This window comes from Pararhizobium capsulatum DSM 1112 (assembly GCF_030814475.1).
GTDB lineage: Bacteria > Pseudomonadota > Alphaproteobacteria > Rhizobiales > Rhizobiaceae > Pararhizobium > Pararhizobium capsulatum.
This window is the reverse complement of sequence record NZ_JAUSVF010000003.1, coordinates 272,986-286,820: the sequence shown is the minus strand read 5'-3', so window position 1 is coordinate 286,820 and position 13,835 is coordinate 272,986. Positions and strand designations below refer to the sequence as shown.

At 59.5% G+C, this 13,835-nt stretch carries 15 protein-coding genes and 2 pseudogenes; 3 read left to right on the top strand and 14 right to left on the bottom strand.

All coding sequences use genetic code 11. The annotated features are described in order from the left end of the window. Window positions 1-15: 15 nt before the first annotated feature. From QO002_RS26555 to QO002_RS26535, 5 genes are all read right to left on the bottom strand, one after another. Window positions 16-477, bottom strand: a complete 462-nt coding sequence (locus tag QO002_RS26555; protein ID WP_307235627.1) for a RidA family protein — start codon at window positions 475-477, stop codon at window positions 16-18. Between the two features lie 4 nt (window positions 478-481). After that, window positions 482-1,570 (bottom strand): aminotransferase class V-fold PLP-dependent enzyme, encoded by a 1,089-nt coding sequence (locus tag QO002_RS26550; RefSeq protein WP_307235625.1) that lies wholly within the window; start codon window positions 1,568-1,570, stop codon window positions 482-484. 11 nt (window positions 1,571-1,581) lie between these two features. Then, window positions 1,582-2,586, bottom strand: a complete 1,005-nt coding sequence (locus tag QO002_RS26545; RefSeq protein WP_307235623.1) for an amino acid ABC transporter permease — start codon at window positions 2,584-2,586, stop codon at window positions 1,582-1,584. Between the two features lie 113 nt (window positions 2,587-2,699). Beyond that, window positions 2,700-3,845 carry an amino acid ABC transporter permease gene (locus tag QO002_RS26540; RefSeq protein WP_307235621.1) on the bottom strand — a complete coding sequence of 382 codons (1,146 nt, stop codon included), beginning with the start codon at window positions 3,843-3,845 and terminating at the stop codon, window positions 2,700-2,702. Window positions 3,846-3,908: 63 nt separating this feature from the next. After that, window positions 3,909-4,934, bottom strand: a complete 1,026-nt coding sequence (locus QO002_RS26535) for an amino acid ABC transporter substrate-binding protein (protein ID WP_307235619.1) — start codon at window positions 4,932-4,934, stop codon at window positions 3,909-3,911. Window positions 4,935-5,548: 614 nt separating this feature from the next. On the opposite strand from QO002_RS26535, the pseudogene QO002_RS26530 reads away from it, so the two are divergent. Together QO002_RS26530 and QO002_RS30980 are read left to right on the top strand one after the other, a co-directional pair. After that, window positions 5,549-6,116 (top strand): annotated as a pseudogene (locus QO002_RS26530) (IS6 family transposase); the annotation flags it as partial. A gap of 146 nt (window positions 6,117-6,262) precedes the next feature. Beyond that, entirely contained in the window at window positions 6,263-6,421 is a 159-nt protein-coding gene (locus QO002_RS30980) for an amidohydrolase family protein (protein WP_370878598.1), read from the top strand. Here QO002_RS30980 and QO002_RS26525 read toward each other — a convergent pair. The 8 genes and pseudogenes from QO002_RS26525 to QO002_RS26490 form a co-directional block, all read right to left on the bottom strand. After that, a complete protein-coding gene (locus QO002_RS26525; RefSeq protein ID WP_307235617.1) occupies window positions 6,418-7,389 on the bottom strand; it encodes an ABC transporter permease in 972 nt (323 codons plus the stop codon). The two genes, QO002_RS30980 and QO002_RS26525, sit on opposite strands and share 4 nt — an antisense overlap. Window position 7,390: 1 nt before the next feature. Next, window positions 7,391-8,353, bottom strand: coding sequence for an ABC transporter permease (locus QO002_RS26520; RefSeq protein WP_307235615.1), 963 nt, complete (start codon window positions 8,351-8,353; stop codon window positions 7,391-7,393). Beyond that, window positions 8,350-9,108, bottom strand: a complete 759-nt coding sequence (locus QO002_RS26515) for an ATP-binding cassette domain-containing protein (protein WP_307235613.1) — start codon at window positions 9,106-9,108, stop codon at window positions 8,350-8,352. The genes QO002_RS26520 and QO002_RS26515 overlap by 4 nt, the downstream gene beginning before the upstream one ends. Beyond that, a complete protein-coding gene (locus tag QO002_RS26510) occupies window positions 9,101-9,838 on the bottom strand; it encodes an ATP-binding cassette domain-containing protein (protein ID WP_307235611.1) in 738 nt (245 codons plus the stop codon). Before QO002_RS26510 ends, QO002_RS26515 begins: the two co-directional genes overlap by 8 nt. A 167-nt stretch (window positions 9,839-10,005) precedes the next feature. Further along, entirely contained in the window at window positions 10,006-11,196 is a 1,191-nt protein-coding gene (locus QO002_RS26505) for a substrate-binding domain-containing protein (protein ID WP_307235609.1), read from the bottom strand. Then, the gene (locus QO002_RS26500) at window positions 11,193-11,375 is read right to left on the bottom strand and encodes a hypothetical protein (RefSeq protein WP_307235607.1); all 183 of its coding nucleotides are present in this window, start codon (window positions 11,373-11,375) and stop codon (window positions 11,193-11,195) included. The genes QO002_RS26505 and QO002_RS26500 overlap by 4 nt, the downstream gene beginning before the upstream one ends. After that, window positions 11,359-11,502, bottom strand: a complete 144-nt coding sequence (locus tag QO002_RS26495; protein WP_307236297.1) for a hypothetical protein — start codon at window positions 11,500-11,502, stop codon at window positions 11,359-11,361. The genes QO002_RS26500 and QO002_RS26495 overlap by 17 nt, the downstream gene beginning before the upstream one ends. Further along, window positions 11,479-11,709, bottom strand: a pseudogene (locus QO002_RS26490) (amine oxidase); the annotation flags it as partial. The gene QO002_RS26495 and the pseudogene QO002_RS26490, both read right to left, overlap by 24 nt. Window positions 11,710-11,848: 139 nt before the next feature. Here QO002_RS26490 and QO002_RS26485 point away from each other — a divergent pair. Then, entirely contained in the window at window positions 11,849-13,024 is a 1,176-nt protein-coding gene (locus tag QO002_RS26485) for a lactonase family protein (protein ID WP_307235604.1), read from the top strand. Window positions 13,025-13,474: 450 nt separating this feature from the next. Here the strand turns inward: QO002_RS26485 and QO002_RS26475 are convergent, their stop codons facing one another. After that, window positions 13,475-13,789, bottom strand: coding sequence for an antibiotic biosynthesis monooxygenase (locus QO002_RS26475; protein ID WP_307235602.1), 315 nt, complete (start codon window positions 13,787-13,789; stop codon window positions 13,475-13,477). Between the last annotated feature and the right edge of the window lie 46 nt (window positions 13,790-13,835).

The following is a 13,835-nucleotide window of genomic DNA, read 5'->3' as shown; positions in this document are numbered from 1 at the left end:
CGTACGCGGCACGGATCACAGCTTTACTTCCACCACCATTTCGATCTCGACGGGGATGCCGAAGGGAAGTGTGTTCGTTCCGACGGCGGCGCGGGCATGCTTGCCGGCCTCGCCGAAGATCGCGACCAACAGATCCGACGCGCCATTAATGACCAGATGCTGGTCTTCGAAATCGTCGGTGGAATTGACATAACCATTGAGTTTCACGATCTGCGAGACCCGTTCGAGATCGCCGATCTCGCGCCTAACAACCGCAAGCCCATTGACGACGGACATTCTGGCCGCCTCTATGCCCTCCGCGACGTTGAATTCACGGCCAAGCTTGCCGCGCATCACGGCCTTGCCGCCGGCAACCGGGCCTTGCCCTGCAATGAAGACGAGGTTTCCGGAGCGTCGGGACGGAACGTAGGATGCAAGCGGTCCGAACTCATCCGGCAGCGTGATACCAAGTTCAGCAAGTCGTGCTGCGACGGACATGAATTCAATCCCTTTCCAGGTTTTTAAGACTATCGATGAAGGCATCGATATCGGCTTCGGCATTGTAGAAATGCGGGGATACGCGCACATTGGCGCCTCGGGCGGCGACACTCACGCCTTCTGCGTCCATTGCCTCGACCAGACGCTTGGCATCCTCCGAATGAAAGCTCACGATCGGAGCCGCGCCTGGTGGGCTCACGAGCGGAAGGCCAAGGGCTGAGAGCCCATCTGACAGTCGCGTACAGAGCGACCGATTGCGACGGAAGATGTTGTCCCAGCCGAGACGTTCCAGATAGGTCAGCCCGAAATCAAGCGTTGTGAGGCCGGGATAGTTGGAATGGCTGTATTGCAACTCCCTCGACGGCTGAGGATTCGAGTATCCCCGGAAAACCGGTTCGAGCGACTGCCTGAATCGTGGGCTGGTGATCGAGATCGCGAGGCCAAAGCCGGAGAGAAGCCATTTGAAGGTCGATGCCGCGTAAACGTCGGTGAGCTGTGCCGATACGGGGACAGCACCGAGGGCGTGAATCCCGTCCACGACGAGCAATGCGCCCTTGGCCCGACATGTCTCGGAGAGGGTCTGCAGATCGACCTGCGTTCCGGTTTCCCAATGAACATGCGACACCAGCACAACGCCGCCACGTTTGATGGAAGCGGCAAGGGCCGCTGTCCGGTTTGCTTCCGCATCCACCGCGACAGTCACCAATGTCGCGCCCCGTCCACTAAGCGAATTGGCCACGGCGCGCACGGTCGGGAATTCGTCCTCGCAAACAACGACCTGATCGCCGGGGCGAACGGGGACGGACCACGCGACGAGGTTCAACACTTCCGATGTGCTCGACGCGAAGCTGATATCCTGGGCCTCCACGCCTGTAAGCCCCGCTAGTCGTGCCTTTACACTCGCGGTTATGCTCTGCCATTCCTCCGCGGCGTCATAGCCACGGCTGAACATACTATCGAGCCTGCGCCCGACAGCCTCACCGGCGCCGAGAGGCATGATGCCGGTAGCAGCAGTGTTGAGGTAAACCCGCTGCCGCAGGTAGGGGAAATCCGACCTCACCGCGTCAATGTCCAAAACTGTCGTTTCATCCATGCCCAATGCTCTCATCTGTCCCGACGAAGCCTCTTTTCCAAGCCGGCGCCGAAGCGCGCCATCGAGAAGCAGAAGGCAAAATAGATGGCGCCGACGAAAAAATAGGCCTCGGCGCCGAAGCCCTGCCATGCCGGTTCGGCGATTGCGCGCTTACCCGCATTGAGCAGATCGAAGATGCCAATAATCATAACGAGTGAGGTGCTTTTGAACAGGCCGATGCAGAGGCTGACTATCGCCGGCAGAACAAGCGTGAGCGCCTGCGGCATGACGACGAAATACATCGTCTTCCAGTATCCCAGACCGAGCGCATGCGCGGCCTCGGATTGTCCCGCCGGCACGGCCTGCAATCCGCCACGGATCGTCTCCGACAGATAGGCGCCCGTGAACAGGACGATGCCGAGCTGGGCACGCAGCAGCTTGGAGAAGTTCATACCGTCGGGAAGGAAAAGCGGAAACATGACGCTGGCCATGAACAGCACGCTAATCAGCGGTATGCCGCGGATTAGTTCCACATAGATCACGCACATCGTTCTGACTGTCGGGTTGTTGGATGAGCGCCCCAACGCCACGACGACCGCAAGGGGCAGCGCGAGCGCGATACCGAAGGTGGCAAGCATCAGCGTGACCGGAAGCCCGCCCCATTGATCTTCTGGGACATAGGCAAGGCCCATTACGCCGCCATACATCAGGACGAAGACGGCCGCCAACCCGGCGACCCAGAGTATTACCAGCTTCCATCCCCACAGCCGCCGATCAGCGGAGAGTGGATAAAGCGAGAGGAAAATCAAAACGCTTAGAGCGGCCCGCCATTGTTCCGGATGCGGATAGAGGCCGAAAAGGATGAATCGGTACTTTTCGCGTATCAGCGCCCAGCACGCGCCGGCATCGGCGGTGCGGCAGGCCTGCGTATCCGGAGACGGCGTCGATGGCACCGACCAGACCGCGCGGAACACCGCCCAATCCAGAAACCACCAGGCAAGCTTACCCAGCAGGAGGATCATGACAATCGTGATCACAGTCGACAGCCAAGAACTGAAGAGGTTCTGCCTCAGCAAGCCGAAAACACCATGCGAAGACGGCTCAACCGGACTCGGAAGACTGGGTTTTTCTACAGTCGAGATCCAAGAGCTCATCGCGTCACCAGGGCGACGCAACGATTGCACCAGTTCATCAATGTGCTGATGGCAAGGCTCATCGTCAGGAAGGCCAGGATGATGATGGTGACGCCCTCAACCGCCTGACCCGTGTCACTGATCATCGAGTTGACGATGGCGAAGAGGTCAGGATAGCCGACCGCCACGGCAAGCGAGCTGTTCTTGATCACGCCGAGATATTCGCCGCTTAGCGGTGGAATGACGATCCTCAGGGCCTGCGGAATGATGACCTTGCGCAGTGTCACAAACGGGCCTATGCCCAAGGCCATCGCTGCTTCACGCTGGCCGGCGGGAACGCCGACAACGCCGGCTCGGACGATTTCTGCGATAAAGGCTGAGGTGTAGATCGAGAGGCCTATTGTCAACGCCGACAATTCAGGCGTCAATGTGGCGCCGCCCCGGAAATTCAGGCCTTTCAGAACCGGTACGTCGGGAGTCCTGAGGTGTCCGGAGAAGTGGATCGCAGCGATTGGCAAGAAAATGGCAAGGGTTAGGAATGCAGGCAGAGACAGCCATCTACCCAGCCGGACTCTGCCCTTGCGCTGCAGCCCTGCGGCGAAGACGAAGGCGATGATGAGGACCGCAATCGTCGACACGGCGATAACGACTGCCGTCTCGTCCCCGAGCGCCGGATAACGTATGCCGCGATTTGAAATGAAAATGCCTTCCGCAAGCTTGAAGGCCGAACGCGGTGCGGGTAGCTCGAGGATCAATTGGTACCAGAAAACGAGTTGCAGCAGCACTGGAACATTGCGCACGGCTTCGACATAGGCGCCGCAGGTCTTCGAAAGCAGCAGATTGGGCGACAGGCGAGAGATCCCGATGACGCTGCCCACAATCGTGGACGCGACAATCACGACGCCCGATACGGAGAGCGTATTTAAGAGTCCGACGAGAAGCGCGCGGGCGTAGGTATGCAGGCCCGGAACGAATTCGATCCAGCTATTGGCGATCGGCATGCTGACGACGCGCCACAGGAAGGAAAATCCGGTCGACACCCCTCGGAACTCAAGGTTCTCAAGCGTTGTCGCGACAAGGAACCAACCCAAACCCCCGACCGCCAGGATCAGGAGCATCTGGACGGCGATCGAACTCACTGCTTCACGGCCCGTGTATTTCATGTCGCCAGCTTCGGTGGATCGGAAAAGGTGGTGGCGCGGCGAAGGCCGCGCCACCCATTCAACTCAACGAAATGGCGGTGAATACTGTAGACCGCCCTTGGTCCAGACGTTGTTCATGCCTCGATCGACGCCCACGATGTTGCGGTCCCAGACCTCGCCGAAGTTGCCGACCTGCTTGATCACCTTCTGGGTGAAATCATTCGCCAGGCCTAGCGTTTGGCCGAGTTCTCCCTCAAGGCCGAGGAAGCGTTGGACGGCGGGATTTTCCGACGCAAGCGCCTTTTCGAGGTTCTTGCTGTCGATACCCAGCACTTCGGCATTTACCATCGTGTAATGCGTCCAGCGAACGATGTCGAACCATCTTTGGTCGCCCTTACGCACGACACCGCCCAAAGGCTCTGCAGTGATGCGTTCCGGTAGAATGAGCAGGTCGTTTCCAGCATCGCCACGCGCTGCCTTCGAAGCCGCGAGGTCAGAGACATCCGAGACATAGGCATCACAGCGGTCTGCAAGCAGTGCCTTGCGGGCCTCTTCGCCTTCCGAGAACAGGACGGGCGTGTAGGTTAGCTTGTGAAGCGAGAAATATTCCTGCACCGAAAGTTCGGTCGTGCCGCCCGTCAGCATGCAGAGGCTGCCGCCATCGAGTCCGGATGCATTTGTGACGCCGAGCGACTTCTTCACCATGAAGCCGATGCCATCGTAGTAGTAGATATTCGGGAATTGGAGGCCGAGCTGGCTTTCCCGGGTCATCGTCCACGTCACGTTCGCGTAGACCACGTCGACTTCGCCGGACTGGAGCGCAGTGAAACGCTGTTGCGGGGTAAGTACGACCCATTTGACCTTCTCGGCATCACCGAGCGTGGCCGCGGCGACCGCTCTGCACTGATCGGCATCGATGCCGCGCATCACACCCTGGCTATCGGGCAGCGAGAAACCTGGGCTAACGCCGATGACGCCGCAGGACAGCTGACCTCGCGCCTTGACGGCATCGAGCGTCTTCGATGTCAACGCTAGTGTCTCCTCCGCCGAGGCTACGCTTGCGCTAGCCATAAAGGCCGCGGTCACGAGGCCCATTATAGAGAACTTCATTATTCACTCCCCCGGATGATCTCTCCAACGCCGATGGAATATCAACATAATGTTTTGATTGCAACAGAATGTTGATATTGGGTCGCAGCGTTCATCCGACAGCAGGGCCAGCCCGACTTTGCCCCTCATTTTGGCTGGCTCAGTTTACTTGCCGAAACAGGAATCGTGATGATGCGCCCAGGCGTTATGCCGACTGACTGCAATCTCCCGCAGTTTCATTTATGCAGAGTGGGGCGTCGCGATTCCACGACAAACAAGATCTTCAACGTTGCTGCGACTGCGCCAAAGTTCCATAATTGGTCGTTATGACCACACCGATTGAGTTCGCGGGTCTGCAGTTCGTTCCTCGTTAAGGCATGCAACCCGTGGCAAGTCCGACCGAATGTGGGAGTAAACTCCGCAAAAGCAACGCTGCGCGCCCTTCCGACTCCGTCTAAAACCCACACCCTAAGTGGATTTCGTCCGCGACGCGTCAGCTTGAACTGCAACAGGCGTTGCGCGCGAACTCGACGTCAGGGAAGGGAGCACGAGGAATTGTGAAGCATCCAGGCGGCGAGTGCGGTTTCATAGCGTTGAGCCATTGAGCCATTGAGCCATTACATTTTTGGTCTGCAAACCATGGGGCGGCTTTCGTGATCGTTGCGCAGAAAGAAGCAGTCGCGAAAGGATATCTGGCATTTGGACGAGGTCGTGATTTCCATCGGTGGCCGAAAGCGCTGGCTTTGGCGTGCCGTTGGCCAGGACGGTTACGTCCTCGACGAGATCGTTCAAGCCCGCCGCGATACCAAAGGTGCCAAGCGATTGCTGGTCAGACTGTTGAAGAAGCAAGGCCTGACGCCGAACGCATCGCTACCGACAAACTGCGCTCGTAGGGAGGGGCAAAAACGGACGTGATGCCGCAGTCGAACATCGATCACGCAAGGGCCCAAACAATCATGCGGAGAATTCTCTCGTGCCACTTCGAATAAGAGAACGGATGATGCAGGGATTTCGATCTGTCGGCGGCTTGCAAGGTTTCATCTCGGTCTTCTCAGCACTCCGCAGCGGCTCTTGAAACAAACGAAACCGCAAATCAATGTCGGGGTCAGTTCTTCAATTCGGCCGCACTTCCAAGGGGTCAATTCTTTGCTTCGCTTGACAGCAATGGCGCAGTGGAAAGCCGTGACCGGCGCAGGTGCCTGAGTTGACAGATAAGCGCCTTGTCCGGGCGGCCGAATCTGGTCGCCAAGATCTCCGACGTCGTCGCCTATGCTGGTTCGCAAACCTGGACGACGGAGACCATCCGTCCTAATGAGTAAACACACGACCGGTGCCTTCGGCGGAACCGCGTGGTCTGGGGCAGCGACTGGCCGAACTGTACGCTGGGCGGAGGCCTCACGACCTTGGTCGCCGCGACGCATTTGCTTCTGGCCGGCAGCAGCCTCGATGAGCGCAATTCCCTGCTTTCCGGCAAGGCAATCAGGCTCCGGAATCTTCCGACTGCCTAAATAGTGGCGCTCACATGGCGCTCGCGGCCGTAAATGGAAACGAGCAGCACGATGATGACTCCGAGCGACGCTTGTACGGCGGCCGGTTGAAAGCCTAGCCCGATCAGCAACGTGTTGATCTCGGTTAGGACCAGCACGCCGGCCAGGGTGCCGAGGTAGCTGCCCCGACCGCCGACCAGCGCCGCGCCGCCAACCACGACCGCCGCAATCGTCTGGAATAGGTAGGGTTGCCCGACATCGCCATACGCCGAACCGGTAAAGCCGAGTAGCAGGATGCCCGTGACGGCGGCAGACAGTGCGCTCAGCGAAAATGTCAGCATCCACATCTTCACCGGGTTGATCAGCGCCAGCGGTGCCGCACCCGGATTGCTGCCGAGCGCGTAAAGTCTTCGCCCATAAGGCGTTCGGGCCAGAAGCAGAATGATCATCGCAGATAGGACAACGAGACTGGGAACCACCCAGGGAAACGGAAACGGCCCGACCGAGCCGCCGATGGACACGAAGGCCGAGACCTCGGGGGGCGCCGACCCCGAAGGAAACCCCTTCGTCCAGAGCAACACGCATCCCTGCACGATCATGCCCGTGCCGAGCGTTACGATCAGCGGATGGATATCGAGTCGCCGCGCGATATAGCCATTGAGGGCCCCGACCAGCATGGCAAGGACCAGAACGAACAGGCAGACGACTGCGAAATTCCATCCGTTGCCGTAAAGTTGGGCCGCCACCACGTTGGCGAAACCGATGATAAACGGGATCGACAGGTCGATACCGCCCAGAATGACGACCAAAGTCTGCCCGATCGAGGCGACGGCAAGCAGCGAGGCAATGACCAGCATCGCCCGGATGGCGAAGGGAGAGGAATAGCCGGGAATTGTCAGCGTTCCGATCAGGTGCAGAACGGCCGCGATCAGGAAGGCGGCCAGGACGCGGCCATTGGTGCTGGCAAACAGTCGCGGCATGATCTCCATGTCAAATCTCCTCGGGTCTGAAGGACCGTTCCTGCACGGCCGTCAGGATCACCGCCGCGACCAGAATGGCGCCATAGGTGATCTGCAGCACGTAGGTCGAAACATTGAAAGATGTCAGCACGCTTTGCAGCAGGAAAATGTCGATAGCGCCGATGGCGGCCCCAACAAGTCCGCCGCGTCCCCCGGCCAGGCTGACCCCACCCAGCGCGACGGCGGCAATTGCGATCAGCGTATAGGCCTGCCCGATGTTGGGATCGGCAGAACCGATGAGCGCCGTCAGCATCAGGCCGGCGACGGCGGCGAACAAGCCTGTCATCACATAGGCGATGAACCGGACTTTCGTCACGTCGATGCCGGCGGTATAGGCCGCGCGGTCGTCGCTGCCGATCGCCATTAACTGGTCGTAATAGGGCAAACGCCGGATGATCCACCAAGCCGCAAACAGTGCGATCAGGGGCAGTGCCGACCATGTGCCGGCCATCGCCTTCAGCCAGCCAGGCGCGGGCCCGATCGGCGCCGGCAGGATCGTAAGCGTCACGCCGGTCAGGACGAGATAGGTTCCGAGCGTCGCCACGATTGGCTGGATGCGAACGATCGTCGCAAGGAAACCATTGACCGCGCCGACGGCCCCGCCGATCAGCAATGCGGCCGGAACGAGAAAAATGGGCGAGGAGACTCCCGCTTTCAGGAACAGAACCTGGATGACCATCGCGTTGACGAAGCCCATCAGCGGCCCGACGGAAATATCGATGCCGCCGCGACCGGCGATAATGACCGGCGCCGACGCGGCCGCAGCGCCGATCAGGGGGGCGGATAGTCCGATCAGGGCGCCCCAGGCCGCTGGATGGAACCGGGCCGGACTGAGAACGAGATTGACGACCAGGAGAACGATCAGCAAAACGATCGCAAACCCGGTGTTGCGAAACAGTCCGCCGAGCCTGGAAGACATGCCCGCGCCGCTCATGCCGCACGTCCGAACATCGCTGAGATCACACTCTCTGTATTCATCGCCGCCCCCGTCATTTCCGCCGTCAACCCATGATCCCTAAACACTAGCACGCGGTGGCAGAGGAGCAGGATTTCCTCGATTTCGCTGGAGAGGACCACCAGCGCCATTCCTTCTGCGGCCAACCCGCGAAACACGTCGTAGAGAACATGGCGTGTGGCGACATCGACGCCGCGGGTGGGGTCGTTTAGCAGAAGCAGACGCGGCTCGAGCGCTAAGGCCCGGGCGAGAAGCACCTTCTGCTGGTTGCCGCCCGACAAGGTGGTGATTGCCGCATCCGGCCGGGGCGCCGAAATCGACAGCCTGTCGCGATAGGACTGATAGCGCCGCAACCGGCTGGCGGCGCTGATGAGGCCGAAGCGCGCATCGCGCCCGACCGTCGAAATGGCGAAATTGTCGAGAACGGACTGCATCGGGAAAATGCCGGTCGCCCGCCGGTCGCGCGGCAGATAGGCGATGCCGTTGGCGACCGCCATGCGGAAGTCGCTGATCCGGATTTCCGCGTTAGGTCCACCGAGGCAGATCGTGCCTTGGGCCGGCTTTTTCAGCCCTGCCATGATTTCGAGAAACCGTTCCTGCCCATGACCGTCGAGACCGGCAAGGCCGACGATTTCACCGGGGCGTATGGTTTGCGAAAAGGGGTGCGCATCATGCCGCAACGCGAGGTCGCGCGAATGCAGCAAAAGAGACGAGAGCGTCGAATGGTCAGGCATAATGAAGCTCCGCTGCCGTCTGGGGCGCCATGGCCCGCAGGAGTTCGGAGGGCGTCGAGATGCCGCGTTCCTCAGTTGCAACGACGCGCCCGCTGCGCAGGATGGAGACGCGGTCGGACAAGGCCATCACCTCGTCCATCCGGTGGGTGATGAAGAGCAGCAGGGAACCCTCGTCGGCCAGCTGGCGCATCAGCGAAAACACCGATTCGCGGTCAGCATAGTCCAGCGCCGCCGTCACCTCGTCGAGGATCAGCACCCGTGGCCGGCGCACAAGGGCGCGCGCAAGCACGACGAGTTGCTGCGTTGCCAAAGGCAGTTTGCCGGCGGGGATATCCAGCGGCACCTCGCTCACCGCAAATCGCGCCAAAGCGGCGGCTGCGGTTTCGCGCCGCCTGTCGCGGGGAATCCTGCGGTGAATGAGGCCGTCGAGCCCCAGAAGAATATTGTCGGTGACGCTGCGGTCCGGCGCGATCAGCACCTCCTGAAACACCGTCGCGAAACCAGCGGACTGGAAATCGGCTGGCCGCGCACCGGAAAACGCATGCCCGTCGAGCGTCATTGTGCCGCCGTCCGGCTGAACGATGCCGGACAGGAGCTTGACAAGCGTGCTCTTGCCGGAGCCGTTCTCACCCAGAATCGTGTGGATCGTACCGGCCCGAAACGCGATCGTTGCGCCCGCAAGGGCCACCGTCTCGCCGTATCTTTTCGACAAAGTGTTGATTTCGAGCATTGTCAGTCTCTGAGGTGAAATGGAAGTCGAACGGCTCGAAGGGACGACCATTCTGAGAGTGCAGGGCGGCCCCTCATCCGCCCTTTCGGGCACCTTCTCCCCGTAGCGGGGAGAAGGACGAAGCTGCAACCGCACCTGATCTCAAGGGTCGCCCATTCCATAGCCGGCTATTTAGCGCAGGCGTCGGGCACCTTTGCATAATCCCAGCCCGGCGTCGGCTTGGCGCCGTTGAAATAGGCGTCCAACCACTCTTCGGGCATCGGATCCTTTGGCGGAATCGGGAATACCGATACCGAATCCGGCGTCATGCAGTCCTTGTACCAGCTTCCCAGATCGGCATTGTGGATGGTGGGGATCGGGATCATCAGCGTGTTCAGCTTCGGCGTCTGCCCGTCGAGGATGCGCGCACCGATGCGAAACAACGTCTGTGCCGTCCAATGCGGCAAGAGCGCATGGCCCTCGAAACGGTACTTGTCCGGATTGGCCTTCCAGTATCCCAGGGCATCGCCGGTCAGCGAACCGGTGATGATCGGGGCCGGGCGGCCGGCCTCCGCGAAGGCTTCGGCAACCACGCGGCTTTCGCTGCCCGTGGTCCAGACGGCATCGATCGGCGCAGGATTGGTGGCGATCGCTTGGAAGACCACCGTCTTGGTGACGTTCGCCGTCCAGTTGCCGTTGACGCTGCGCGCCACTTTTAGCTTTGCATTCTCGGCCAGAGCCTTGTCGCCGCCCTCGCGCTCCTGCACGACGATCGGATGACCGGCAATGCCCTCGACCAGAAGCACGCTGCCGCCATCGGGCAATTCCTTGCCAATGGCGCTCATCATGTCGTAGCCCCACCGCGCATAGTTTGAATCGACATTGATCGCATTCGGGCTGGTGACCGAACCGGCAGCGGTCAGGAAGGGAATTCCGGCTTTGGCCGCAGCATCGATCGCATCGTCAAGCGCCGTCGCGGAACCAGGGATCGATGTGATGATCGAGCAGCCCTTGTCGATGAAGGCGCGGATTTGGTTGATCTGCTGGCTGGCATCATTATTGGAATCGGAAACCTCGAAACTTTCAACTGTGCCATCGGCGATCAGCCCGTCGACTAGACGCTTCAGTTCGGTGGTGACCGTGACCCGCCACGGATTGCCCTGATAGGATTCCGAGTGGCACCATTTCCACGGCTTTGCCGGCGCCTTGAAATCGTTCCAAGCGGATGGCAGCACCTTCTGCGGGGCGCCCTCGTACTGGGCTTTCAGAATATCGGGCAGGCCTTGGACGACCGTCGCCACGGCATCCTGCGCCTGGACGACCGTTGTCGCGGTCAGAAGCGCTGTCGCGGCCAGCAGGCCGCGTGTTATTGTCTTCATATCATTTCCTCCCTTTGATAGCCGGCTCCTCCGCCGGCGGTTACGGTGTTTTGAAGCTCCACGAACAGTCTGTTGAGATCGTTGATGACCCCAGGCGATGGCTGCTTTGCCAGAAGACCTTCATTGATCCGGTCGGACGGCGCCTGCTGGAAAGCCCTGTAGCTATCGTGGCGCGGCACCCACGCAGCTCGTCAGCACCTCGAACTGAAAATCGACCAAGGCCTTCAGAAGGCTGGTTTCGACAAGGCTGCCCTTACCGCTGATGCCGCGCGGCACCAAGGTCATACCTTCACTCTCGGCAAACATCGCTTCCTGGACATAAGGTCAGGAGCATATTGAAGATCGTGCTGCAGTTTCGCCCAGCGTGCGGCGCAGCGACCGGATTTTCTGTCCGACCGGCCAATCCTCATGAAACCAGTTCTCGGCATTCCACACTGGCAACGCCGCGTGATTGGCGGGCATATCGGATAGCAAGGTCGATGACACGCCAACCGTCGGCGTAGAATTTCCCATGAACACCCTCCCAAGTTTTCTTATGTGAAGAGATTTTTCACATATGGATTGATTTTGCAAGGCCTATCCAGCATTCTCTGAACTGATTGAACGCATGAAAGCAGCGATTGATATTGACGCCTCGGGGAGGAGTGAAAGGATGGGTGAGACATGTCTGGTCTTTGCGGGCACCCTCAATCGGGAAGCGCCATACTTCCAAGGTGCGCGCGGCAAAGGGATCACGGTTTTCAGTTTCGATGAAGAGACACTTGCCGTCGAGGCTCTGGCCGCGCATGAAACGATCGAAAATCCGACCTTTATGTCGATCGATGCGAGACGGCAGGTTGTCTATGCCAACTCGGAAATCTTCGGGTGGAACGAGGGTTTGGTAACTGCGCTCGCGTTCGATCCCCAGACAGCAACCTTTGCCCATATTAACATGCAGCCGTCGCTTGGCAGCATAACAGCCCACAATTTGATTTCGCGCGATGGCACCAAGCTTTTCGTCGTCAATTACGGTTTGGGCGAAGGGGGGCCGGACCAATCCCTTGTTGTCTACGGCATTCGAAACGACGGTGGACTAACGCCGCCGGTGGCAAGCGTCAGGCAGACGGGAACGGGTCCGAACACAATCCGCCAGGAGCGGAGCCATGCGCACAGCGTGATTGAAATAGCGGACAACCTGCTGGTCGTCGCGGATCTGGGGTGCGATAGTCTGACAAGCTACAGGATTGAAAGCGGTGGGGAACTGACGCTGCAGGCGGTCTCCAAAACAAGAGCCGGTGCCGGACCCCGCCATATGGCGATGAATCCGAAAGGCCGGCTGTTGTTTGTTCTCAACGAACTCGATTCGACGCTGGCCAGCTTTGCGATAGACCAGAGCGCGGGAACGCTCGTGCAACTGGATTCGAAGCTGACGGTGACGACGGATGCACTGGAGGGCAACCACTGCGCCGATGTTCAAATATCCGACGATGGCCAATTTCTCTACGCCTCGAACCGCGGGCATGACAGCATTGCGGTTTTCAAGGTCGATCAGCAATCGGGCAAGCTCGACCACATTCAGAGCGTGCCTTGTGGCGGCTCCACGCCAAGGAACCTGGCATTGAGCCCCTCCGGCAAACATCTGTTTTGCGCCAATCAGAATAGCGATCTGATTTCTATTTTTTCCCGGAATCCCGTCTATGGCACGCTCGTTGCGACCGAAAAATCTATTCCCGTCGGAACGCCAATGTGCGTGCGGCCCGTTGCCGCAAAATCGAAGCTGGCGACGGCGAGCGATGAGAGCGGCGGTGCAAAAGTCGGCCACGGTAACGGCGCGATAATCTCGCCGTAGGGGCGGAGTAAAATCCGGACTGATTAGAGTACGGCCTGACGAAGGACGGACGAATGAGGAAGCAGAGGAGGGAGATGTCGGTGCGCGTCATCTCATCGAAGCCTCTGGATTGTCGGTCATTGATATTGAAATCGGCTCTGCAGCCCATCTCGATCTCGACACGCCGGATGCCATCATCGCTGCTGGTGGAACTATCGTGGGGTAAGTACGCTCGCGTTGCGCCCAGCGCAGGTGAGACCCATCACATTTTGTCGTGGAAGGATTGGCGGGAACCCTCCGCCCACCTCGCCGTACATGCCGAGGACTCTGGCGGTTCCCCAGTACACCTTGATGTTCGGCGATTGCTGCTGCGCCTACCAGGAGTTCTGTCCCGGTTTTGCCCTGCAAACGTAGACCCCCACGACACAGAGTCTCTCAATCAGCGAGCGCCTGAGCTTATTTCGGGCTCCGTTAAGCCGGCCCGCTTTCGAGGAAATCGGCCATCTCAGCGTTGAAAAATACCTTCGTGCGCGGGCCTGCAAGGATCGGATCGATCCGGCGGACGCATTCCTGGTAGTGCGGAGTTCGGCGGTGATCCTCAAGCGCATCGGCGGAAACAAAGACTTCATAGATCAGAAAGACATTTTCGTCGTTCGGGTCTCGCAGAACATCAAAGCGAAGATTGCCGGGCTCCTGTCGCGTGCCCTCGTAGTTAATGCGAAACGCCTCCAGGAATTCGACTGTGTGACCTTCCTTGACGTGGATGTTGACCATCTGAATGAGCATATCGTTTGTTCCCACTGAATATTGACGGTTGCGCCTCGGCGCGATG